Here is a 24,569-nt window from a genome sequence, read left to right on the forward strand (position 1 = left end):
AACAATATAAATAAGAAGAATTATGGACAGTAAAATTATAATGCCTTGGGAAGAACGTCCTGAAGGTTGCTCAGATGTCATGTGGCGCTATTCTAAGAACCCGGTTATCGGGCGTTACCACATTCCGAGTTCCAACAGTATTTTCAACAGTGCGGTAGTTCCGTTCGGAGATGGGTTTGCCGGTGTGTTCCGTTGTGACAATAAGTCGGTGCAGATGAATATCTTTGCGGGCTTTAGTAAAGACGGAATCAATTGGGAGATAAATCACGAGCCCATTAGCTTTAAGGCGGGGAATACGGAGATGATAGAGTCCGAGTATAAATATGATCCGCGTGTCACCTGGATTGAAGATCGTTATTGGATTACTTGGTGCAATGGTTACCACGGACCTACAATTGGTATCGGTTATACATTCGACTTCAAAGAATTCTTCCAGTGCGAAAATGCCTTCTTGCCTTTTAACCGCAATGGGGTACTTTTTCCGCAGAAGATAGATGGTAAATATGCTATGTTGAGTCGTCCGAGCGACAACGGTCATACACCGTTTGGAGATATTTACATCAGTTACAGTCCGGATATGAAATATTGGGGGGAACACCGTTGTGTGATGAAAGTTACTCCTTTCCCCGAAAGTGCATGGCAGTGTACGAAGATAGGGGCAGGTTCTGTTCCGTTCCTTACTGAAGAGGGCTGGTTGATATTCTATCATGGAGTTATTACTACTTGCAACGGTTTCCGCTATTCTGTGGGAGCGGCCATTCTTGATAAAGAGAATCCTGCCAAAGTGTTATATCGCACCCGTCCGTATCTGCTTGCACCTGCTGCTCCTTATGAATTGCAGGGAGATGTGCCCAATGTAGTATTTCCTTGCGCCTCTTTGCAGGATGGAGATAAAGTAGCTGTATATTATGGCGCTGCCGATACAGTTGTTGGCATGGCCTTTGGCTATATTTCGGAAATCATAGAATTTACGAAGAAAAACAGCATTGTATAGTTAATCCCTTAAAGAATCAGTCGACTATGAAACGTATTTTATTGGCTTACACACTTTCTGCCCTTTGTCTGCTTCCGGCGTTTGCCGGAGGTGGAGAGGGGGCTTTACCTATAAGCTATGTCAATCCTTTCATCGGTACTACCAACTTTGGAACCACTAATCCCGGAGCGGTCTGTCCTAATGGAATGATGTCCGTGGTCCCCTTCAATGTGATGGGATCGGAAGATAATAAGTATGATAAAGATGCTCGTTGGTGGTCTACTCCTTACGAGTATCACAATTGTTTTTTCACCGGCTATTCGCATGTCAATCTGAGTGGTGTAGGGTGTCCCGAACTGGGATCTTTATTGCTGATGCCTACTACGGGTGAATTGTCCGTAGATTATAAAGAGTATGGAAGTCGTTATAAAGATGAACAGGCTTCTCCGGGATATTACAGTAATTTCCTCACTCGCTATAATGTAAAGACTGAGGTGTCTGCCACTCCCCGCACGGGTGTTTCACGTTTTACGTTTCCTGCCGGACAGAGTCATGTATTACTGAATTTGGGTGAAGGACTGACGAATGAAACCGGTGCTTTCTTGAAACAGGTGAGCGACACCGAATTTGAAGGTATGAAATTATTGGGAACTTTCTGCTATAACCCCCAGGCGGTATTTCCCATTTATTTTGTAATGCGTGTCAACAAGCAACCGGCATCCAGCGGTTATTGGAAAAAGCAGCGTCCCATGACCGGAGTGGAAGCTGAATGGGATCCCGACAACGGACGCTACAAACTTTATACCCGTTATCGTAAGGAAATAGCCGGAGATGATATCGGTGCTTTTCTTACTTTCAACACGACGGAAGGTGAACAGATCGAAGTGCAAATGGGAGTTTCTTTTGTAAGCATTGAGAATGCCCGTTTGAATCTGGATACAGAGCAAAGTGGAAAGAATTTCAGTCAGGTATTGGCTGATGCCCGTATGCGTTGGAATGAGGATCTTTCGCGTATCCTTGTCGAAGGCGGAACGGAAGAACAGAAAACTGTCTTTTATACTGCTCTTTACCATACATTGATACATCCCAATATCCTGCAAGATGTCAATGGTCAGTATCCCGCCATGGAAAGTGATCAGATTCTGACAACAAAGGGAGAGCGTTACACTGTTTTCTCGCTTTGGGATACGTATCGTAATGTTCACCAACTCCTTACGTTGGTTTATCCCGAACGTCAGTTACAAATGGTGCGTTCCATGCTCGATATGTATCGCGAACATGGTTGGCTACCTAAATGGGAACTCTACGGACGTGAAACGTTGACTATGGAGGGTGACCCGTCTATTCCTGTCATCGTTGATACCTGGTTGAAAGGATTACGTGATTTTGATATCGATCTGGCTTATGAGGCTATGTATAAATCTGCCACTTTGCCCGGTGCAGAGAATTTGCTAAGGCCGGATAATGATGATTATATGTCATTAGGATATGTTCCTTTGCGTGAACAGTACGATAATTCAGTTTCTCATGCATTGGAGTATTATATTGCGGATTATTCTCTTTCCCTGCTGGCGGATGCATTAGGTAAGAGGGCTGCGGAACAGGGTAAAAAAGCAGAAGCACGGAAATATCAGGCTGATGCCCGTCTTTTTTATAACCGTTCATTGGGATATAAACACTATTATAGTAAGGAATTTGGTACTTTCCGTCCCATTCTGCCTGACGGTCAGTTCTATTCACCTTTCAATCCGAGACAGGGAGAGAATTTTGAACCGAATCCCGGTTTTCATGAAGGATGTGCCTGGAATTACAGTTTCTATGTTCCCCACGATGTGAAAGGGCTTGCCCGTCTCATGGGTGGACAGAAACCTTTCATTGAAAAACTTCAGCGTGTCTTTGACGATGGTCTCTATGATCCTGCCAATGAACCCGACATTGCCTATGCTCATCTCTTTTCTTATTTCAAGGGCGAAGAATGGCGTACGCAAAAGGAGACTCAAAGGCTTTTGCAGAAGTATTTTAAAAATGCTCCCGATGGTATTCCCGGTAATGATGATACCGGTACCATGTCTACCTGGGCCATCTTTAACATGATAGGATTTTACCCCGACTGTCCTGGTGATCCGTATTATACCCTTACTACGCCTGTATTCGACAAGGTGGTGATTCGTCTTGACTCTGATACTTGGGGAAGCGATAAGCTGGTGATAGAAACTGGGCGCCCTTCAACAGAGTCCTTATACATTCGTGAGATGGAGTTAGGAGGGAAGAAATTATCCCGCTACCGTATCAGTCATGAAGAACTGGTAAAAGGTGGAGTGCTGAGATTTATACTTCGATAGTATAAAGAAGAGAAGATAAAAACAACTTTGATCAAAAAAACGGGTGATCACAAACCACTTGCGATCACCCGATATTTTCATTGTTTTCGTGTTTAGGTAATGTTAGTAAAGAGAGAATTTATAGTATTTTATTTCATAGGTTCCACTGTATAACCTTTTTCTTTCAATAGCTTCAATACCCCATTTGTTCCTGGCAGATGTCCTGCACCCACTACAAAGAGAGTAGGGATTTCTTTCATGATTGAAGGCATCTTCTCAATCCAGGCTTTGTTGCGGTTGTCTAACAGATCTTCCATTTCTCCCGGTTGAGGGTCACAAGAGTTGCCGTCACGCTCTTCCATCAGTTTCAACATTTCGTCCAGGTTTTGAGCTTTATAGGCATTGTTCAAGCGTTTGGTTTGATCCATAGCTTTATCGATGTCACTTACTAAACAGTAAAGCAGATTTGCCTGGCGTTGCAATGTCTGACTATTGAGCAGTACGTTGATTTGTGATATCGGAGTTTCCAAACCGCCTACTTTCTTGCCACTCTGTATAGCTTGTTGTTGGAAGTAAGTATCCAGTTGTTCTTGTGGATTGAAACCACCCAAATGCTTCATACATAAAATAAGAGTCAATTGCTGGGTGATGAAAGCCGGTTTCATTTTAGCTAACATGGCAATATCCGCCATCAGGTTTTCTTTTACAGCCTTACCTACTAACTCATATTGTTCGGGGGTGAAGAGAACTTGAAGGGTCGTGTCTCCCGCCATCATCATGTTTTGCTGCATCGTTTGCATGAATTCAGGAGACATTGCTTCGGACATAACTACTTCTCCATATACTTGTGAAGTCCCGTCTACTGCCTGTGGCAAGCCGGCAATGCTGTCTTTTATGCTTAGCGGAGCTAAATGGTGCGTTCCTAAAATGTATGAGGGCTTTTCCAGGCCGTTACCGGATATTTTCCAGAGTAACTGCGCATTGGCATTCAGTGCGATGCCGATAAAAAGGAGAATACCTAAAATCTTTTTCATTATTTTTCTATTTAGAGTTCATTTGAATATTGCTTATTATTTTACTCGTCCTCCGCGAAGCCAGTATTGCGTGTAGTATTGCTCGTTGAGACTGCTGACAATAACTCCTTTACTTGTGCTGGCATGTATGAATTTCCCATTTTTAAGATAGATACCTACATGGGCCACTCTTTTCTTGGACGCACGACTGGTGAAAAACACCAAATCTCCCTCACGCAGGTTGCGACGGGAGACTTTATTGCTTTCTTTGAGTTGCTCATCGGTGCTTCTGGATAAACGGATGTTGTATACCTGCTTATAGAGTTGTGATACCAGTCCGGAACAATCTGTTCCGCGTTTGTTGTCACCGCCTGCGCGGTAGGGGACACCTATCCACTCCGCAGAGGCTATGTACAATTTGTGGTTATCTTCCTTATTTATGTCTATTCCCATGCGGACAGAAGCTTTTGCCAGCGCTTTGTAGTCGAGACGAGGTGCTGATGTATGGCAAGAACTTAAACTAAAGGTCAGTCCAATAAGTGCAACTATATAAGAGAGGTATTTCTTCATGCTTGTTCCTCTTTCTCTTCCGGTTGAACAATTGTTTCCTGAACGGGCGTTTCCTGAACTGGCACTTCTTGAATTGCTGTTTCCTGAGCCGTCATTTCCATTTTCTCTTCTTCAATTTCTTCTTCTACTCTGACATTAAAATAGTCTTCAAGCTCCTTTTCTGCCGAGTTATTCTCATTCTGAATATCACGGATAATCACTCCATTCTCCATCAGAGCAATACGCGGACACACATCCACCGTATGGTTCAGGTTATGACTTGAAATAATGACTGTGGCATGGTGATCTTCATTGTATTTTCTCAGCAGGTGCTTGATGATGGACTGTGAACTCGGATCAAGGAAATTGAACGGTTCATCCAGGATCAGCAATTGCGGATGATGCAGCATGGCGGAGATAATACCTATTTTCTGCTTGTTTCCGGCAGAGAAGTTACGGATGAATTTCTTTTGTCCGAGGACTTCGTTACTCATGAAGCGTTCAAATGGAAGCAGACGTTCGTCTACCTCTTCTTTTTTCAGACCGTACATTTTACCGATGAAGTAGAAATATTCTTCGGGAGTGAGGTAATCAATCAGGAAACCATCATCGATGAAAGCACCTGTGAATTGTTTCCAGTCTTCATTTTTGGATACATCGATGTCATTGATTGTCACATTTCCCAGATCTGCCTGTAGCAGGTCCAGTATCAGACGGAAGAGGGTAGTCTTACCCGCACCATTGTTGCCTACCAATCCTAACATATCGCCCTGGTAGATGCTATATTTCTCGATATCTACGGCTTTCTTTTCGCCGAAGTTTTTTTGAAGTTGGTTAATCTCTATCATATTCGTTATTATTTTTGTCTACTATCGTGAAATCCTTCCATATTCTTATATCGGCGCTTCATAAAGCGATGATATACATTCCGTAGCCACCATCTTGAAGTTGCGATGAATAGTATGCCGACAACTAAGAGAATCCATGGGGTTACTTCTTTGCCCACCGTCGCATTCAGTACGAAGAATAGTAGCAACGGCACTCCGAATGCACCTCCTGCAATGAGGTTCTGCAAACCGGTACCCACATTTTGCCGTCCAGTCATTTTGGCATTAAGGTCAAGCGTCTTGTTGTTATACACTGCCAACTGAAACAGACAGAAGTATACGGCACCCGGAACGAATATAATCCAAGCGGTGCATTCCAGTACAGATACTTTACCCGTCACCATACCCGGTATCATCAGCACAAACGGGATGATGAGTGCGATGCTGTACAAGATGTATTTGGCACGCAACAATGAATAGATGGACTCCTTGCGGCTCATCAGTCCGTCAATGTAGTTGCCTTCGTAGCTCATCAGCGGAGAGAGGAACAGAATTCCGAAGATGATATAGTTGTAAAGTACGAAGAAGTCGCGGGAGCCACCATCGTAAATATCAGAAAAACTGATGGTAAGACTGAAAATCAGTACTATAGCGGTAACGGAATAAAGTGACTTCCTGCACACCTTGTTGCGTAGTAGCAATTTCAACTCCAGTCGGATGTATTCGCCTATTTCGCCATAACGGTCCAGGAACTTGTATTCGGATACTGTTTTTACTTGAACGGTAGTGTCTTCTGTTTTATTCAGTTCATTGTAGACCAGTTTTTGCATAATGCTCCGGTTGATGAACCACATAAGGGAAATGGCTACCAGGACACAGATAAATGTGAGTATGTTTCCCGTGATAAATCCTTCACCCAGATCAATGAAGAAACCGAATAACGGACTGTCATCTGGAACGAAAAGTGCAGCTGCAATACCTCCGTATACGACTATCGGCAAGAGAACCCACCAGATGCGTTCGTCCATCAGCGTACGACATAGCAGATACCAGTAATTATTGAATACGATGAGCAACCAAATACCAATGCAGTAGGTCAATACACCTCCTATTCCATAAAATTTGGTAACAGTGATAATAGCGAACGGAACGAACAGGAAGAGCCAAAGCAAATTAAAGCTGTTAAGTCCCGAGCGTAGGAGCAGGAAGTCGATAAGACGACTCCTTTTGATGGGGAGCAGTAAGTATGGTTTAACTTCCTGTGTCGGTGTTTTCAGGAAGGGTAACCGCAAAAGGAAGTCCAGGGCGAGTATGAAGATCAGGCCGCTGTTCATTACGTGATAGGCTTCTTTGGCGCCTCCGTCGAAGGCGAAAGCGAATGTTGTTCCGAAGAAAATGAGATACCCTGCCCAGAATACACTCATGAAGTACATCCAAAACTTTCCGAACTTACTTTTCTCGTACATCGGATGCCGCTTTTCAGCTAACTTTCCGTGTCTGCGTAGCTCAAGAAATAGATTCATGCTGTTTAGTGATTAGTTGTTAGTGATTAATGGAGTGATTGGAAGGTAGTGATTAGTAATAAGTAAGAATGCACTCGCTTATCACTAATCACTTATCCTTTATCACTATTTGTTGGGTACCGTCATGGTTACCTCGATTTCATTTCCTTGTTTCAACAGGTCAGATACAAACTTTTGAATATCTTTAGCTATGATGCTATTTACGATATCCGTGTATCCTTCTGTCATATCCATGCCATAATAGAAGTAATCGTTCAGATTATTCATCCAGTATCCGTTTTCTTTCTGGTTGTCGGCATACTTCTTCAGCATGTACTCTTTTACTTTCTGCAAGTGTACGTCTGACGGTCCTTCGGCTGCAAGTTTCTTCAACTCATCTACTACAATACCTGCCAGTTTATCTTTCTTAGCAGGATCGGTCTGGAAGACAATCTGCAACAATAATTGTTCTTTCGGATACTTCTGTAAGTCGCCAAAACAGTTTACACCATATGTACCACCTTCTTTTTCGCGTACTTCTTCAGTATAAACCATATCAAGAACCTGAGTTGCAAAGCTCAGCAAAATGTCATTCTTTAGAGTATAAGGAGCTTTACCGCTGTACAGGAATACGATGGTTGCTGTAGGAGTTTGTTGCTCTTTGGCATATTCATTTTTGTACACACCTTTGCGTATACTCATCTTCGTATCTTTGAAGGTCTCTTTGCGATTGATGGCAGGCAGTGCACCTAAGTATTCGGCAATCAGTGGTTTGGCAGTTTCAAGGTCAATGTTTCCGACAAAGTAGAATGTAAAGTCGCTGGCATCTTTGAAACGGTCGTTGTACATTTCCAGAATACGGTCGTAATCAATCTGATCCACCATTTCCGGTTTCATCATTACTACACGCGGGTGATTATTGTACATTGCTTTCTGTAAAGAGTCGTTTATAGAAGAAAGAGGATTTGCCTGCGCACTTTCCAATTGGGCTTTCATACGGTTTTTAAAAGATTCGAATGCTTCCGCATCTTTACGGGGAGCGGTGAAGGTGAGATATGTCAGCTGCATCATAGTTTCAAAATCTTTTGGTGAGCAGGTACCGAATACATTCTCAGTGGTAGCACCCAGACCGGCATTGACGGAAACTTTCTTGCCAGCCAGTACTTTCGTCAAGTCCACTTGGCTGAAGTTACCCAAACCACCTACAGCTATTACGTTGTCCATAACGGCAAAGTTCAGTGCGTCTTTGTCGGGGAAAATGGATTTACCACCCAGACTGGTACCTTTCATGCGGATTTCATCAGCTTTGAAATCAGTCTTCTTTACATAGACAGTTACACCATTTGAAAGAACTAATTTTGTACTACCATAGATATCGCCTTCTTTCTCAGAAATGATTTTACCACCTTTCGGAGCTTCTTTCATCAGCGGTTCGTCAGATACTTTGTCTACGTATGCTTGCAGGTCGAGATCTTTCATACCTTTCAGTAAGTTGATAACTTCTTCTTTTGTCGGGTATTTCAAGCCTTCTTTTGCAGGACCGGCAATTATAACTACTTGATTGCTATCCGGAACGAGTTGCTGCATTACCATATTCATGGCCTGTAAGGGAATGTTAGGAGCCAGTTGGTTCATCATAGCGTACTCAGCTTCAATCCCCGGGATAGGCTCGCCATTCAAGAAGTTCTGTACATATTCTCTTACGTAAGAACCGTGCTTGGTCTTTTCGCGTTCGTTGTAGGCAGACTCTAAACTCTGCAAATAGTTGGCGCGTGCGCGTGCATATTCTGATTCGGTAAAGCCGAAGCGACGTGCACGTTCAGTCTCTTGTAGTAAGGTTTTCAAAGCTGTTTCAATGCCGTCGGCTTTACTTGAGGCAGAAAGTGCGAAGGCTTCTTTGGTTTTGGCGACAAAGAAGTCGCTATAGTAACTGCTTGCACGGGTAAACGGTGGGTTGGCACTTTGCACCAATTCGCTCAGGCGGGCGTTCAACATACTACTGATCATGCTCGTCATATATTGTGAAGCAAGGTAGCCTACATTATTCTTTTCTGAATCAGGAGTCGCATCTTGCTTGAAGTAAATCTCAATTGACGGGTCGTCTACTTCCTTATCTGTACCGATAGCTACGATGGGTTCCTTATTATCAGTAACAGGATAGTAAGTGCGTTCTGCCGGATTTACCGGTTTTTGTACATCGGCGAATACTGCCTTTAGTTTAGCTTCTACGGTGTCTACATCGATATCACCTACAATAACGATACCTTGCAGATCAGGACGATACCATTTGTGATAGTAATCGCGGATATCTTTATAAGGGAAGTTGTTGATTACATCAATAGAGCCGATAGGCATACAATCTGCATATTTGTCACCCTGATATATAGTTGGGAGCAGGTCAGTGTAGACGCGCAACATACCACTGTTGCGGCTGCGCCATTCTTCACGGATCACACCACGTTCTTTGTCGATTTCATCGTCTTTGAGTAGGATATAGTTAGACCAGTCGTGCAGGATCAGCAGACAGGAGTCCAATACACCGGTGCGGTCAATCGGAGCATTACTGATGTTGTAAACAGTTTCGTCTATGCTGGTATAAGCATTTAAGTTAGTACCAAATTTGATACCTACGGTTTCGCACCAAGGGATGACGCCGAGGCCTTTATCATCACCGGGGAAATTCTTAGTACCGTTGAAGGCCATGTGCTCCAAGAAGTGGGCAAGTCCGCGTTGTTGCGGTTCTTCAAGAATGGAACCTACTTTCTGGGCAATATAGAACTCAGCCCGATTTTCGGGTAATTTGTTGTGGCGTATGTAATACGTCAGGCCATTGTCTAATTGGCCGATACGGACATTTTTGTCCACGGGAAGGGGCGGAAACTGCATTTGCTGCGCTACCGCTTGTTGGAAACCGGCACATAGAACGAATGCTACTGCCAGTAAACTGTGAAATAAATGTTTCATGTTGATGAAAATTAAAATTGTTTCTTGACCTATTTGTCGAAGAGGGAGAGGAGAAATCACAGGAAGGATATATTTTTTATATGAATGATAATTTAGCAAATTATCATTTTATCGCCTCACGAATTCGTACCAGTTTCGTCAGTAGTCCTTCCAGTAAATCGAGCTTCAGCATATTGGCACCATCGCTTTTGGCTATTTCGGGGTGCTCATGTGTTTCAATAAACAATCCGTCTACACCAACCGCAACACCGGCTTTGGCAACGGTTTCAATAAGCTGTGGCATACCACCTGTCACTCCACTTGTCTGATTGGGTTGTTGCAGAGAATGTGTAACATCCAGAATGACCGGATAACCGAAGGTTTGCATTTCAGGAATGCCACGGTAGTCTACAACAAGGTCTTGATATCCGAAAGTTGTTCCACGTTCGGTAATCATAACTTCCTTATTTCCGGCTTCTACTACCTTTTCTGCAGCAAAGCGCATGGCGAGTGGAGACAGGAACTGTCCTTTTTTGATGTTAACCACCTTTCCTGTTTTTGCAGCAGCTATCAGAATGTCTGTCTGGCGGCAAAGGAATGCTGGTATTTGCAGTACATCTACATATTCGGCGGCCATTGCGGCTTCTTCTGCAGAATGTATATCTGTAACAGTAGGCACACCAAAAGTATCGTGTACTTTCTGTAACACTTTCAACGCTTTTTCATCGCCTATTCCCATAAATGAATCCAGGCGTGAACGGTTGGCCTTGCGATAAGAGCCTTTAAATACATAAGGTATTTGTAATTTCTCCGTGATATTTACCACACGTTCGGCAATACGCATTGCCATCTCTTCTCCTTCAATCACACAAGGACCTGCCAATAAAAAGAAATTTCTGGCAGGATTATTCTTTAATTCAATCATAAGTAATTAGTGTATAGTGCTTAACGTTAATCGTTATTCTTAGTTGGGTATAATCAATGTTATCGCTTCATGCATAATTCCGATGTCCAGTGGAAAATGCCGGTCGAGAATACGTCCGTCCAAGTCCACCGAAGCATTTTGTGCACGTAGTACTTTTACTTTCTGGGTACGGTAAGGCATCACGACTTTATGATTCAGAATACGTCCCTGGATAAGCATCCACAGTCCTGATACGAGTTGTAACAGCTCCGGACGATAGATAACGGATACATCGAGCCAACCGTTATACGGCACGGCACTTGGTGCTTGTCCGTATCCCCATGCACTGCCAATACATACCGTCATGATACGTCCCCGGATGTGTTCTCCGTTTATTTTGAGATGCATCCGGTAGAGCTTCCGTTCAAAAAAAAGTGAGATGAGGGCCATGAGATAGGACAGGAATTTCACTCCCCAGAAACGTTTGGTCTGGTCGGAAATCTTCACGATACGGGCTCCTAAACCAATGTTGATTGCATTGAGGAAATAGCGTGTTACATGCTTTTCACCATCGTAATAGTTGCAAAATCCGACGTCTATCTTCCGGCGTCGGTTATTTATGATGCAATCTACGGCATCTTTGTATTCCGAAGTCATTTCCCAGTATTTGGCAAAGTCATTTCCGATACCGTTGGGAATGATACCTATGGCGATTTCTCTTTTATCTTCTGCATTGGACGACATGATACCGTTGATGGCGTCGTTTAGTGCTCCATCACCGCCCACCACAACAATGGTGCGGTATCCATTATTGGCAAGAATGCCGGCTAAACGTTCCACAGATCCGAACCCTTCAGACTGCACATAGTCATAAGACACGCCTCGGCTGTCCATATATTCTTTGATTTCTTTCCACCGTTTCTGCACTTTCCGCGTGCCGGCTTTGGGATTGTATATCACTCCCCACTTTTCGGGTTCTACGCTCATATTGTTATCTCTTAGTAAAGTCCTACATAATCATTTTTGTACTCTCCCCGCAGTCTTTGTCTTTGTTGCCCCAAAGATACTAATTCCCTTCGAGTTTCGCTTGTACAAAAGCAATCTTTTCTTCCATAGGCAGCCCGGCATCCATCCAATGGATAGTAAAGCCGCGTCGTTCCATTCCCCGGAACCAGGTCATCTGCCGTTTGGCAAACTGATGAATAGCAATCTCCAGTTCCCTGTACATCTCTTCGTATGTCAATTTGCCGATAACGTACAGAGTCAGGTACTTGTATTCCAGGCCATAATAGATAAGATCATCTGGTTGGATACCCTGTTCTATCAGGCGTCGTACTTCATCTACCATCCCTTCGTCCAGACGTTGACGCAGGCGGTTGGATATCTTCGTACGGCGTAATTCCCGGTCTATATCTACACCAATGATAAGGCTGTTCAGTTTCGGGAACTCCCGTTCGTCTACCGGTGTATGTGCATAATATTCTTCTATCTCAATGGCCCGGATCGCTCGTTTTACGGTGTCGACATCTGTAGTATTATGCAGGGCTTTGTATTGCTTCAGCATCTCAGTCAGTTCTTCCAGGGATTTATCGGCAAGGCGTGCACGTAACTCCGGGTTTTCGGGAACTGGCAGCAACTTATAGCCTTTCAATACGGATTCCAGATACATACCGGTACCTCCACACAAAACGGGAAGTTTCCCTTTTTGTTTAATAGTCTCGTACGCTATCAGAAAATCACGCTGATATTCAAAAACATTGTATTTATAACCCGGGTCGGCAATATCAATCAGATGATAGGGGATTGGTTTACCATTTACAGTGTAGTCTACCAGGTCTTTACCTGTACCGAGATCCATACCACGGTAGATTTGCCGGGAATCTGCACTGATGATTTCTGTGTCAAGAACATCTGCCAGTGCTGCGGCGAAAGGAGTTTTACCGGAAGCGGTAGGACCTAATATAGCTATCAAATCATAGTCAGGCATAAGTCGTTTTGATTATTTTTCTACAAAGATAATGCAAACCGAAAGCAATACAAAATAAGCTTGATTATTTTTAATGCTAAAGTGCAGCTTGTCTTCGTTTTAAAGCTAAATATGAAAAAGGAAGTGAAAAAGAGAATGCCTTCTCTTAAATGGTGTTATAAATGCGTTGTTTTCGCACACGGAACTTGCTACTTTCAAAAAAGTGCGTACCTTTGCACTGTGTTTTTCATAGTATTAGATTTAAGGTTAACAAAGGTTGGAGTACAGCGGTACTCCTTTTTTTATGTCTATACCTCATCTCTTCAATATTGAAATATTCATTTCATTCATACCTCATTTATATGGTGATAAAGATGTATATTTGCAATACTAAAAGTATATGCCAAGCTATGAAATACATATTGATTCTGCTACTTCTGTTGATTTTTCCACTATCCGGTATTGCGGAAAAGCATTGTGTCTTTACTCCAATTAACGGAACGCATGGATTGTCCGGAAATAAGGTGCGCAATATCACTCAGTTGCCGGACGGGCGCATGATGATAACTACGGAAGGATTACTGAACTTATATGACGGTACTAATTTCAGTTACCTGCACTATGATCGGGAAGATATCTGCCGTTTATCAGACTATTCCGGATTTCATCACGAATATATAGATGCTCACGGATATATGTGGCTTAAAAATCAACGCCAACTGATGGTGGTGGATATAGGACGTGAATGTTTTATTGAGCGACCGGACAGTTTGCTGGCTTTATGGGGGATAGATACTCCGATGAAGGATTTTTTCATGGATAAGACAAAGAATTTATGGGTCATAACGGATAAGGATGATTTGGTACGCATAGATAAGACAACTCTGCAGGCAAGTACTTTTCTGAATCGTGTTTCATTGATTGGAGATACCACCGATCAGGTTTATGATCTTGGGGTGTTGGACGGGAACTTATATCTGTTCTATCGTTCCGGTTTATTGATTTGTTACGCTATGGAGTCACAAAAGGAAATATATCGGCAGAAACTGTCGGATGAACTTCCTGAAGGAGTGTATGGGAATACATCTTACGTAGTGCCGGGAACGAATACTTTCTACCAGTTATGCAATGGTAACAGAGGCGGGGTAATGTTGGCTTATGATGTAGAAAGAAGAAAATGGAACATCGTGTTGCAGACAAGCTATTGGCTGAATTACCTGTCTGTTGATAAAGACGGAAGCATATGGATTAGTTGTCATAAAGGATTATGGAATATAGATGCGGGGCTGGAAAGAAAACAATATATACCAACCTTGAAATTAGTGGACGGACGCAATATAAATACAGAAGTGAGTACGCTTTACAATGACAGCCAAGGTGGCATGTGGGTAGGGACCTTGAACCGGGGAATCCTGTATTATCATCCGGACCGTTTCCGTTTTCAGAATATTGGCAGGACATTGTTTCCCGTTACGGAAAATATGAATCTTTATGTAACTTGCATTGCAACACAAAACCAGGAGAATATGTGGGTGGGGACCCGGAAAGGACTATTCTCCTATCATCTTTCTAATGGAGACATAAACTTATATTCCAAGGAATTGTCCACAGTCAATTGCAATACCCTGTTTAAGGACAGTCGGCAACGTACTTGGTTGGGAAGTGTCGGACAGGGACTTTATTGTATGCTGCCGGATGGAGAAACCAGACATTATCCGTTGTCCGGCCAGACAATTCATTCCATTATGGAGCAACCGGACGGAACTCTGTATTTATGTACTGAAAACCAGGGTTTCGGTACATTTACTCCCGAAACCGGACAATATGAAAAGGAGCAGGGACTACCTCAGACGGAGAATTTGACTGTCTACCAATTGGCATCTTTGGGGAAGGATCGTTTAGCAGGCATTACACGGAAAGGTTGGTTTGTTTATGATTGTACCCAAAAAGAATATACCTTTAACCCCAGTTTTCATGTGTGTACTTCCATCTTTGTAGACCGACAAAAGCAAGTTTGGATTGGTCTGGAAGATGGGTTGTTGCTTTGCAACACAGCTACCGGACAACAAAAAACGTTTCATACCATGGACGGCTTGGTCAATAACTCTATCCGTTCCATCATTCAAACACAAGATCATGCTATCTGGGTATCTACTTCTAACGGGATAACACGTATCACTGTAACAGGAGAGGGAGAACAGATACGATATTCGTTTGCTAATTTCAATCGGTACGATGGTGTGATTACGGATGAATTCTGCGAGCGGTCCTCTTTTGTCGCAGAAGATGGAACTCTCTACTGGGGTGGTATTAATGGATTTAATAAGTTTGTTCCGCTTCATACCACAATGGAGCGGGCGTATGCCGCACCTTTATTCGTGGGCTTTGATCTGTTTGGTGAACGTGTGGAAAGTGGAAAAATGTATCATGGTAACAGGATACTTCAACGCCCTATAACCTTGACCAAAGAGATTATCCTGAACTATGATCAGAACTTTTTCACTTTAGAGTTTTCTGCCTTGAATTATATCAATCCCACACAGACCTATTATCGTTACCAACTGACGGGTATTGACTATTCGGAACGGGAAATCCGCTCTTCCGATGGTAAGGGTACTGCCACTTATACTGACTTGCCGCCTGGCACTTACACTTTCAGAGTGCAAGCCGCTGATAATAGTGAGTCGTGGACGGGAAAATATGCGGAAATTGAAATAACCGTAAAAGCTCCGTTTTGGAAAACCACTTATGCTTATCTCTCTTATTTCCTGTTCGCAACGGGAAGCTTGATCGCCCTAGTTTTTGTATATATACGACGCAAACGCCGAAAACTGGTACGTGAACAAAGAGAGAAACTGGATGAAATGAAGTCCACTTTCCTGCAAAACATCAATCAGGAACTGGCAGAACCTATTAGTCGTATAATCTCTCCCTTGGATACCATTTTAAAACATACGGATGAAGGCAGAACCAAACTGCAATTGAAGGAAATACAGAATAATGCCGTAGAGTTGAAAGAACTGGTTGACCAGCTTTCGGAAGGAGTCCTGTCCCCTCTGTCGCCTGCTGAAAATGAATTGGCTTTGGAAGAACTGTTGATGAATATGCGCCAGTTGCTGGAACAACAGGAGAAAAGGAAAGAACAACTGAAAGCAACTCCGGAAGCTGCGCCGGACAACTCCTTGCTATCGGCGGCCGATGAATTGTTTCTTCGTAAGGCTTTGAAATTTGTAGAACAGAATCTAGACAATCCCGAGTATTCAGTAGAGGTATTGAGTCGGGACATGGGAATGGATCGCACGGGGCTGTATCGAAAACTGGTTTCAGTGGTAGGAAAGACACCGACAAATTTTATCCGTTCCATTCGTCTGAAACGTGCCGCACAACTTTTGGAAGAAGGACATACGGTGGCCGAAGTTGCTGACCGGGTTGGATTCAGTACATCCAGTTATCTGAGTAAATGTTTTCAGGAAGAGTTTGGTATGCGTCCTTTGCAGTACGTTAATAGTCTGAAAGAACAACCGAAATAGTCACATTTCAACGAGATTGTTGCTTCTTGCAACATTTGTACCACGTGTTTTATAGGCTTCAGGCTACTTTTGCCCTCATAATTCAATTTTTAAATGAAATATCATGAGAAAAGTAAAAGTAGGAATTACCGGTATATTTCTTTTAATATCCGGTTTACTGATGGCGCAAAATGTGAATAGGACGCCACAGGGTGTAAAGGTAAATGTGGCGGAAGGAAACTTCAATGCAGAAGTTATTTTTTATTCTCCTTCTATTGTCCGTATAGTGAAGTATCCTTCGGTAAAGGATCAGATGCCGGACAAAGAAAGTCTTTCCGTAACATTGGTGCCGGAACAAACTAAGATTGATTTTAAGGAACAGGGAGATGATGTCAGATTGAAAACGTCTGATATGATTGTTACTTTAAACAAGACCGATGGAACGGTACGCTTCACCGATACAAAAAACAACGAATTACTGGCAGAAAAGGGAACCCCTTCTTTTTATCCGAATAAGGGCAAAGCCGATAAGGGCACTTATAAAGTTCGCCAGGCCTTTATGCTTGAAAAAGAGGAGGCTATATATGGATTAGGAATACTTCAGAATGGAAAAATGTCGCAACGTAACCAACGGAAGTATCTGATGCCGGGCAATGTGGAAGACGGAATCACCTTCTTCCAGTCCGTGAAAGGCTATGGTCTTTTCTGGGATAACTATTCTCCGACTAACTTTGCTGATGATGAGAATGAGACTTCATTTGAATCGGAAGTTGGTGATTGCACAGACTACTATTTCATGTATGGTGGAGATGCCGATGGCGTAGTTGCCCAAATGCGTACTCTTACCGGACAAGTACCCATGTTCCCTTTGTGGACGTATGGCTACTGGCAGAGCAAAGAGCGTTATAAAAGTCAGAATGAAGTACTGGGCGTACTGAACAAATACCGTGAATTACAGATTCCCTTGGATGGTATCGTGCAGGATTGGCAGTACTGGGGTAGTAACTACTTGTGGAATGCAATGGAATTTTTGGATGGTAATTACTATAATCCCCAGCAGATGCTGGATGAGATTCATGCAAAGAATGCGCACATGATTATCACGATCTGGTCTTCATTCGGTCCACAGACCAAGCCTTATAAGGAGCTGAATGAAAAAGGACTATTGTTTAATTTTAGGACTTGGCCTCTTGCAGGCACTGATACGTGGCCTCCCAGAGAAGACTATCTGTCGGGCGTGAGAGTTTATGATGCCTACAGCCCCGTTGCACGTGATATTTACTGGAAACATCTGACCCGCCTCTATGATTTGGGTATGGACGGTTGGTGGATGGACTCCACCGAACCAGATCATCTGGATGCAAAACCCGAAGATTTTGATACACCTACCTATTTAGGTTCATTCCGCAAAGTACGCAGTGCCTATCCGTTGATGGCCGTAGGTGGTGTTTATGATCACCAACGCGCTACTACTTCAGACAAGCGTGTGTTTATTCTTACCCGTTCAGGATTTGCTGGGCAGCAGCGCTACGGATGTAATGTATGGTCGGGTGATATCGTTTCTACTTGGGAATCATTGCGTAAACAGATACCTGCCGGGCTGAACTTTACCCTTACGGGAAATCCCAACTTCAATAGTGATATCGGGGGCTTTTTCTTAGGCCATTACAACAAGGGATGGAATGATGGATCGGCTACAAAGAATCCGTCCTATCAGGAATTATACGTACGCTGGGTACAGTTTGGAGCGTTCAATCCGATGATGCGTTCGCACGGAACGGAAGCTCCGAGAGAGATTTATCAGTTTGGAAAGAAAGGAGAACCCATTTACGATGCTATCGAAAAAGCTATCCGTTTGCGTTATTCTCTGTTACCTTATATATATTCTACTTCCTGGCAGGTCACCAATAAGCAGTCAAGCTTTATGCGTGCGTTGATGATGGATTTTGCCGATGACAAGAAGGTGTGGGACATGAATGACGAATATATGTTTGGCAAGTCCATCCTGGTGGCTCCGATTGTGGAAGCGCAATATACTCCGGAAGTGGCAGCTACTGCATCGGAAGAGACAGGCTGGGACAGGGATGACAATAAAAATAAGAGCAAAGGCAGCATGACAGTAGACTTCACTACAAAGAAAACTGCAAAGGTTTATCTGCCCGCAGGTACTGTATGGTATGATTTCTGGACTAATGAGAAATATGATGGCGGCCAGGAAATATCAAGAGAAACGACTATTGATATGATTCCACTTTACGTCAGAGCCGGAAGTATTGTTCCCATCGGCCCCGATGTGCAATATGCGACAGAAAAAACCTGGGATAATCTTGAGTTGAAAGTGTATGCAGGTGCTAATGGCAGTTTCACCCTTTACGAAGATGAATTTGATAATTATAACTATGAATCAGGAGCATATACGGAAATTCCTATGACATGGAATAATGCTTCCCGTACGCTCACTATCGGTGCACGCAAGGGAAAATATAACGGCATGCTTGAAAAACGCCAGTTTACGGTGAAGACAGTGGACGGTAACAGTAAGACGGTTACTTATACAGGAAAGAAGGTGACGGTAAAACTCTGACCAGATGGAGTAACTTTACTTTGAGTGTGATGCCTATCATCAATGGTATTGATGGTGGGCATCATCGGCATTGATGATAGGCCAAGGCCAGGGGACATGAGTGATGGAGGTAAATCAAAGGTAAGATGCAGTTTTAGGGCCGACCAGAGCCATTTTTTGAGCGAATGTTACATCAATGTAAGTTTATGTAACATGAAAAGACGGGATGTAACATTGACCGTAGCAAATGGGAACACGAAGATTCGAAAAGTACTTTGTAATGAACTATCTTTGTACAAAACGAAGGTTAATTAAAAAGTATCTTACCATGAAAACAAGAATTAGTTGGATTTTTTATTGTTTAGTAAGTTTCATGTTACTTCCCTCTTTGTCGGCGGCAGAGCGTTTTGTGACAAATGAGAGTAATGGTTTTACCTGGATACAGCAAGGAAAGGCGTATCCGATACTGGTAGACTCGCAGGAAGATAAAGGTGTACTGAGGGCTGTTGCCAATTTGCAGACAGATGCAGGTAAAGTGACAGGCGCTACTCCGGAAATTATTTATTCCCCATCCGGTAATCGTATGCTGATTGTCGGTTCTGTTGAAAATAGTTCCTGGATCAAACAGCTGGTGCAGGCAGGAAAGATCCCAGCTGCAGATTTGAAAGGGAAACGTGAGAAGTACATTCTTCAGACGGTGAAGCAGCCCGTGGAAGGAGTAGAAGAGGCAATTGTCATTGCTGGTAGTGACAAGCGGGGAACTATTTACGGTATTTACGAGCTTTCCCGGCAGATGGGTGTCTCTCCCTGGTATTTCTGGGCAGATGTTCCGGTGGAGAAGCATGATATTATATCTATTAAAGAAGGTGTATATACCGATGGTGAACCGGCAGTGAAGTACCGCGGTATTTTCCTGAATGATGAATGGCCCAGCTTAGGCGGCTGGGCGTCTGCTACCTTTGGTGGGTTCAATAGTAAGTTCTACGAAACGGTGTTCGAACTGGTGCTTCGCCTCAAAGGAAATTTTATGTGGCCTGCCATGTGGAACAGTGCTTTCTACGATGATGACCCGATGAACGGTCCGTTGGCCAACGAGATGGGAATTGTGATGAGTACTTCCCATCATGAACCGATGGGACAGGCTCAAAAGGACTGGAAACGTCGTGGAAAAGGAGAGTGGAATTACACTACGAACGGTGTCGTGTTGCGCGACTTTTGGCAGCAGGGGATGGAACGCTGCAAGGATTGGGAAGCGGTGATCACCCTTGCCATGCGTGGCGACGGCGATGAACCGATGAGCGAAGATGCCAATATCTCCTTGTTGCAGAATATCGTGAAAGATCAGCGGAAAATCATAGAGAAGGTAACCGGTAAGAAGGCTAAAGAAACTCCGCAGGTATGGGCGCTTTATAAGGAAGTGCAGGATTATTATGATAAAGGTATGCGAGTGCCCGACGATGTAACGTTGCTGCTCTGTGATGACAACTGGGGCAATGTACGTAAATTGCCCGACTTGAAAGCGAAGCCTCGTAAAGGTGGTTACGGCATGTATTATCATTTCGACTATGTAGGGGCTCCCCGTAACTCCAAATGGATAAATATTACTCAGATACAACGCACGTGGGAGCAGATGATGCTGACCTATGACTATGGCGTGCGCGAATTGTGGGTGGTGAACGTAGGTGACTTGAAGCCGATGGAATATCCCATCACCTGCTTTTTAGATATGGCCTGGGAACCGAAACGTTTCAATGAAAATAATCTGTTTCAGCATACGGTGGATTTCTGTCGTCAGCAATTTGGCGGATACTATGCCGAAGAAGCGGCTCGTCTGATCGACACTTATACTAAATACAACCGTAGGGTTACTCCGGAAATGTTGAATGACCGGACTTACAGCCTGGAAAATTATAACGAATGGCAAAGTGTAAAAGATGAATACGCTGCATTGTGTCTAGATGCCTTGAAACTTTATTATCTGATGCCTGCCGAATACCGGGATGCTTTCGACCAACTGGTACTTTTCCCGATACAGGCATGTTCCAACTTATATGATATGTACTATGCCGTGGCAATGAACCGTAAACTGGCAGAGGTCAATGATGTGAAAGCCAATAAATGGGCGGATAAGGCACGTGCTTGTTTCGAGCGCGACTCCGTGCTGACTTATCATTATAATCATGTAATGAGTGGGGGCAAATGGAATCATATCATGGATCAGACTCACATCGGATATAGATCCTGGAATGATCCGAAGCGCAATATAATGCCTAAAGTGACCTTTGTACCCGAGCCCCGTATAGCTCCTGCACCACCTGTGTTTGTAGAAAAGGATGGATATATATCTATTGAAGCAGAACATTATACCCGTTCAGCAAATGGTACATCTGCTGATTGGATTACGATCCCTAACCTGGGACGTACCTTGTCAGCCGTCACTACTTTGCCTTCCACAGCTACTCCGAGCGAAGATATGTATCTGGAATATGATTTTGAAACGGAGAAGAGTGGTGAAGCAACAGTTATCGTACGTTTCTCTTCGACATTGAATTTCAATGATTATAAAGGACTGCGATATGCGGTTTCACTGGATGGCGGTGACGAACAGATAGTCAACATCAACGGTGATTATAAAGGTGAACTTGGCAGATTGCAGGCGGAGCATATCATCACTACCCAAACGAAACATTTGCTTGATAAGAAAGAAAAGCATACCTTGCGCATCCGTCCGCTTGATCCGGCACTTGTCATGCAGAAGATAATGATTGACTTCGGAGGTTTGAAACCTTCTTTCCTGGGAGCGCCGGAGAGTTCTGTGAGAAGGGAATGTTTGTAAGGAACTCCCATAACTCCTAAAAAAAAGATTATGAAATACAGATTTGCTTTATTGATAGTACTGGCCTGCATCTGTTCTGTGTTGGCTGAGGCTAAAGTGAAACTCCCATCCGTTCTTTCGGATGGGATGGTATTGCAACGTGAACGTCCCATAAAAATATGGGGAACGGCTGATCCGGGTGAGAATGTGGTTGTCACGTTCAAGAAGAAGAAATATACGGCAGTAGCCGATGAAAATGGCAAATGGCTGGTAACACTTCCTGCAATGAAGGCCGGTGGCCCTTATGAGCTGACAGTGAACGAAATGACAGTGAAGGATATCCTGATAGGAGATGTATGGTTGTGCTCGGGACAATCGAATATGGAACTGACGGTGGCGCGTGTAGCGGATATGTTCGGTAGAGAGACGGCTACTTACGAGAATTCAATGGTCCGCTATGTCAAGACTCCCTATGGTAATGATTTGCATGGTCCCAAAGAAGACATATCCCAAATGAACTGGACAGCGTTGAATCCGCAGGTTGCCCAGTCTTATGCCGCATTACCTTACTTTTTTGCAATAGAGATGTATAATGAGACGAAAGTTCCTGTCGGCATTATTAATTCCAGTTGGGGAGGAAGTTCCATTGAAGCTTGGATGAGTGAAGATGCGCTTCAGGCATTTCCGAAGAACCTGCGCGAGCGGGATATCTATAACTCCGACGAATACAAGGCCTTGATGAATAAAGCGGGAGGAATGATGTCGAGATTCTGGAGCCTCTCTTTATATAAAGGTGATGAAGGCCTTCATGCTCCGGTTAAATGGTATGAACCGGAATTGAATGATTCCGACTGGGAGGAGGTGAATATGTTTTCTTATCAGTTGGGCAGCAAGGATGGTTATCCGGTAAGCGGATCGCACTGGTTCCGGCAGAACATTCGCCTTACAGCCGAGCAGGCTGATAAAGATGCCATATTGCGTTTAGGCTGTATGGTAAATGCGGACTCTGTATATGTGAATGGTGTTTTTGTAGGCACTACTTCTTATCAATATCCGCCGCGCATTTATAAAGTTCCTGCATCGGTGTTGAAAGCGGGAGAGAATCTGGTTACGGTACGTCTTATTAATTCCGGTGGTCGTCCCAGTTTTGTAAAAGGTAAACCCTATTGCATGGCGATAGATGGGGATACGGTTCGCTTGTCCGAGCAGTGGAAGTATAGGCTGGGTTGTGAAATGCCTGCCGGAAGAGGAGGTGTATCTTTTCAGAACATTCCGACCGGTATGTATAATTCCATGATTTCTCCTTTGAGGAATCTTACTTTTAAGGGAGCTTTGTGGTATCAAGGCGAATCGAATGCAGGACGTCCGGGTGAATATGAAGCTTTATTGACTGCCATGCTCAAAGACTGGCGGGTGAAATTTGCAGATGAAGACTTGCCATTCTTTATAATGCAGCTACCCAATTTTATGCAGACGCATCAGCAGCCTGTAGAAAGTGGTTGGGCAGGTATGCGTGAAGCACAGCGGCAGGTGACGTTGAAGTTGCCTAATACCTCTTTGGTTGTGGCAATAGACTTAGGAGAGTGGAATGATATTCATCCGCTGAATAAGAAGGAACTGGCAAGGAGAGTGGCGCTTCAGGTCAAGAAGAAAGTATACGGGCACAAAGATATAGTTCATAGTGGTCCGCTGTGCACTGCCGCCGCTATTGAGGGAGGAAAGGTCATTCTATCTTTTGAGGCGGGAACGGATGATTTAATGCCTGTAGCTCAACTTAAAGGTTTTGCATTGGCGGGAACGGACGGACGTTATAAATGGGCTGAGGCGACCGTGGAAGGCAATAAAGTGATAGTCTGGAGTGAAGGGATTGCTCAGCCCACAAAGGTTCGCTATGCTTGGGATGATAATCCGCAAGAGGCTAATTTGAAGAATAAGGCGGGACTTCCGGCTTCGCCGTTTCAAATGGATGTTCCATGATTCCCTAAACTTGATTGACTGAGAAACACCGGAATTTACGCGCCCGGTGCAATATGACAATAAGATAGTGAAACAGATGTGTTTCGTTGCAATACATCTGTTTTTTTTCATTATTAATAACAAAGGTCCCAATCAGAAAGTTACTTCCAGAAGGATAAAACCTTGTTTTATCTGATTCATATCATCTATTGTTATGCTACAGATGGTCTATTCTGCTCCATTACATGATCTATTCTAATCAATCAGATCATCTATTCTCCCTAAACGGCTGATATAATTTGAGAAATGGCTACACCTTTTGCCCCATAAGGCTACACCATCCTTACCAAAAGGTGACACCATCACCCAAAAAGGGTGTAGCCTTTCTGAAAAGCAGGTAATATTCTTCTATTTCAAAGAAGATAAGTGGCGGAATCAAATAATCATATTTGAAGAAAATACGATCAAAGCGCAATTAATAAGAACGAAATAAGAAGGAATCTCTTTCTAAAATGCGCTTCCTTTTACCATTACAAATCATACTGCATTCGCCTAACAGGTAATCCTTGCTTTTTTTGTATCACGGCAACTAATGGTACGAAAGAAAGCAACCTCAGACATCACGATTTACATTTTGTCATATTGCCCATTTCGCTCAAGCTGCTCATTTTGCTCAAATTACGTAAGTAGCCTGACAGGTTTTCCCTTTACTCTATCTTTATCTGTCA

General features: G+C 43.5%; 14 protein-coding genes. 6 read left to right on the forward strand and 8 right to left on the reverse strand.

Annotated elements, in window-relative coordinates; translation table 11 throughout:
* The first annotated feature begins 22 nt into the window (after window positions 1–22).
* Entirely contained in the window at window positions 23–994 is a 972-nt protein-coding gene (locus tag K429_RS0118470) for a glycoside hydrolase family 130 protein (RefSeq protein ID WP_026367858.1), read from the forward strand.
* Window positions 995–1,020: 26 nt separating this feature from the next.
* Window positions 1,021–3,315 (forward strand): GH92 family glycosyl hydrolase, encoded by a 2,295-nt coding sequence (locus K429_RS0118475; RefSeq protein WP_026367859.1) that lies wholly within the window; start codon window positions 1,021–1,023, stop codon window positions 3,313–3,315.
* A gap of 128 nt (window positions 3,316–3,443) precedes the next feature.
* Here the strand turns inward: K429_RS0118475 and K429_RS0118480 are convergent, their stop codons facing one another.
* The 8 genes from K429_RS0118480 to miaA all read right to left on the reverse strand — a co-directional run bounded on the left by K429_RS0118480 (window position 3,444) and on the right by miaA (window position 13,019).
* The gene (locus K429_RS0118480) at window positions 3,444–4,328 is read right to left on the reverse strand and encodes a TraB/GumN family protein (protein ID WP_007212744.1); all 885 of its coding nucleotides are present in this window, start codon (window positions 4,326–4,328) and stop codon (window positions 3,444–3,446) included.
* Window positions 4,329–4,364: 36 nt separating this feature from the next.
* Window positions 4,365–4,877 carry a C40 family peptidase gene (locus K429_RS0118485; RefSeq protein WP_007215476.1) on the reverse strand — a complete coding sequence of 171 codons (513 nt, stop codon included), beginning with the start codon at window positions 4,875–4,877 and terminating at the stop codon, window positions 4,365–4,367.
* On the reverse strand, window positions 4,874–5,704 hold the full coding sequence (locus K429_RS0118490; RefSeq protein WP_026367860.1) for an ABC transporter ATP-binding protein: 831 nt from the start codon (window positions 5,702–5,704) through the stop codon (window positions 4,874–4,876). Before K429_RS0118490 ends, K429_RS0118485 begins: the two co-directional genes overlap by 4 nt.
* 8 nt (window positions 5,705–5,712) lie before the next feature.
* A complete protein-coding gene (locus tag K429_RS0118495; RefSeq protein WP_007215478.1) occupies window positions 5,713–7,206 on the reverse strand; it encodes a DUF5687 family protein in 1,494 nt (497 codons plus the stop codon).
* 105 nt (window positions 7,207–7,311) lie between these two features.
* The gene (locus K429_RS0118500) at window positions 7,312–10,149 is read right to left on the reverse strand and encodes a pitrilysin family protein (protein WP_026367861.1); all 2,838 of its coding nucleotides are present in this window, start codon (window positions 10,147–10,149) and stop codon (window positions 7,312–7,314) included.
* 103 nt (window positions 10,150–10,252) lie between these two features.
* Window positions 10,253–11,053, reverse strand: coding sequence for a 3-deoxy-8-phosphooctulonate synthase (kdsA, locus tag K429_RS0118505; RefSeq protein WP_026367862.1), 801 nt, complete (start codon window positions 11,051–11,053; stop codon window positions 10,253–10,255).
* A gap of 39 nt (window positions 11,054–11,092) precedes the next feature.
* Complete coding sequence (locus K429_RS0118510; RefSeq protein WP_007212750.1) at window positions 11,093–12,019, reverse strand: diacylglycerol kinase family protein; 927 nt, start codon at window positions 12,017–12,019, stop codon at window positions 11,093–11,095.
* 79 nt (window positions 12,020–12,098) lie between these two features.
* On the reverse strand, window positions 12,099–13,019 hold the full coding sequence (gene miaA / locus K429_RS0118515; protein WP_022210293.1) for a tRNA (adenosine(37)-N6)-dimethylallyltransferase MiaA: 921 nt from the start codon (window positions 13,017–13,019) through the stop codon (window positions 12,099–12,101).
* A 389-nt stretch (window positions 13,020–13,408) separates the two neighbouring features.
* On the opposite strand from miaA, the gene K429_RS0118520 reads away from it, so the two are divergent.
* The 4 genes from K429_RS0118520 (at window position 13,409) to K429_RS0118535 (ending at window position 23,862) form a co-directional block, all read left to right on the forward strand.
* Complete coding sequence (locus tag K429_RS0118520) at window positions 13,409–16,528, forward strand: two-component regulator propeller domain-containing protein (protein WP_026367863.1); 3,120 nt, start codon at window positions 13,409–13,411, stop codon at window positions 16,526–16,528.
* A gap of 103 nt (window positions 16,529–16,631) precedes the next feature.
* Window positions 16,632–19,091, forward strand: coding sequence for a TIM-barrel domain-containing protein (locus tag K429_RS0118525; RefSeq protein WP_026367864.1), 2,460 nt, complete (start codon window positions 16,632–16,634; stop codon window positions 19,089–19,091).
* Between the two features lie 307 nt (window positions 19,092–19,398).
* The gene (locus K429_RS0118530) at window positions 19,399–21,906 is read left to right on the forward strand and encodes a glycosyl hydrolase 115 family protein (RefSeq protein ID WP_026367865.1); all 2,508 of its coding nucleotides are present in this window, start codon (window positions 19,399–19,401) and stop codon (window positions 21,904–21,906) included.
* 30 nt (window positions 21,907–21,936) lie between these two features.
* Window positions 21,937–23,862, forward strand: coding sequence for a sialate O-acetylesterase (locus tag K429_RS0118535; RefSeq protein ID WP_026367866.1), 1,926 nt, complete (start codon window positions 21,937–21,939; stop codon window positions 23,860–23,862).
* The last annotated feature ends 707 nt before the right edge of the window (window positions 23,863–24,569 follow it).

The organism is Bacteroides sp. 14(A) (assembly GCF_000526555.1).
Taxonomy (GTDB): Bacteria; Bacteroidota; Bacteroidia; order Bacteroidales; family Bacteroidaceae; genus Bacteroides; species Bacteroides cellulosilyticus.

Bases quoted from the DNA above. Each gene is read 5' to 3' on its own strand.
- K429_RS0118470 (WP_026367858.1), top strand. From the start codon at position 23: ATGGACAGTAAAATTATAATGCCTTGGGAAGAACGTCCTGAAGGTTGC.
- K429_RS0118475 (WP_026367859.1), top strand. From the start codon at position 1,021: ATGAAACGTATTTTATTGGCTTACACACTTTCTGCCCTTTGTCTGCTT.
- K429_RS0118480 (WP_007212744.1), bottom strand. From the start codon at position 4,328: ATGAAAAAGATTTTAGGTATTCTCCTTTTTATCGGCATCGCACTGAAT.
- K429_RS0118485 (WP_007215476.1), bottom strand. From the start codon at position 4,877: ATGAAGAAATACCTCTCTTATATAGTTGCACTTATTGGACTGACCTTT.
- K429_RS0118490 (WP_026367860.1), bottom strand. From the start codon at position 5,704: ATGATAGAGATTAACCAACTTCAAAAAAACTTCGGCGAAAAGAAAGCC.
- K429_RS0118495 (WP_007215478.1), bottom strand. From the start codon at position 7,206: ATGAATCTATTTCTTGAGCTACGCAGACACGGAAAGTTAGCTGAAAAG.
- K429_RS0118500 (WP_026367861.1), bottom strand. From the start codon at position 10,149: ATGAAACATTTATTTCACAGTTTACTGGCAGTAGCATTCGTTCTATGT.
- kdsA (WP_026367862.1), bottom strand. From the start codon at position 11,053: ATGATTGAATTAAAGAATAATCCTGCCAGAAATTTCTTTTTATTGGCA.
- K429_RS0118510 (WP_007212750.1), bottom strand. From the start codon at position 12,019: ATGAGCGTAGAACCCGAAAAGTGGGGAGTGATATACAATCCCAAAGCC.
- miaA (WP_022210293.1), bottom strand. From the start codon at position 13,019: ATGCCTGACTATGATTTGATAGCTATATTAGGTCCTACCGCTTCCGGT.
- K429_RS0118520 (WP_026367863.1), top strand. From the start codon at position 13,409: ATGAAATACATATTGATTCTGCTACTTCTGTTGATTTTTCCACTATCC.
- K429_RS0118525 (WP_026367864.1), top strand. From the start codon at position 16,632: ATGAGAAAAGTAAAAGTAGGAATTACCGGTATATTTCTTTTAATATCC.
- K429_RS0118530 (WP_026367865.1), top strand. From the start codon at position 19,399: ATGAAAACAAGAATTAGTTGGATTTTTTATTGTTTAGTAAGTTTCATG.
- K429_RS0118535 (WP_026367866.1), top strand. From the start codon at position 21,937: ATGAAATACAGATTTGCTTTATTGATAGTACTGGCCTGCATCTGTTCT.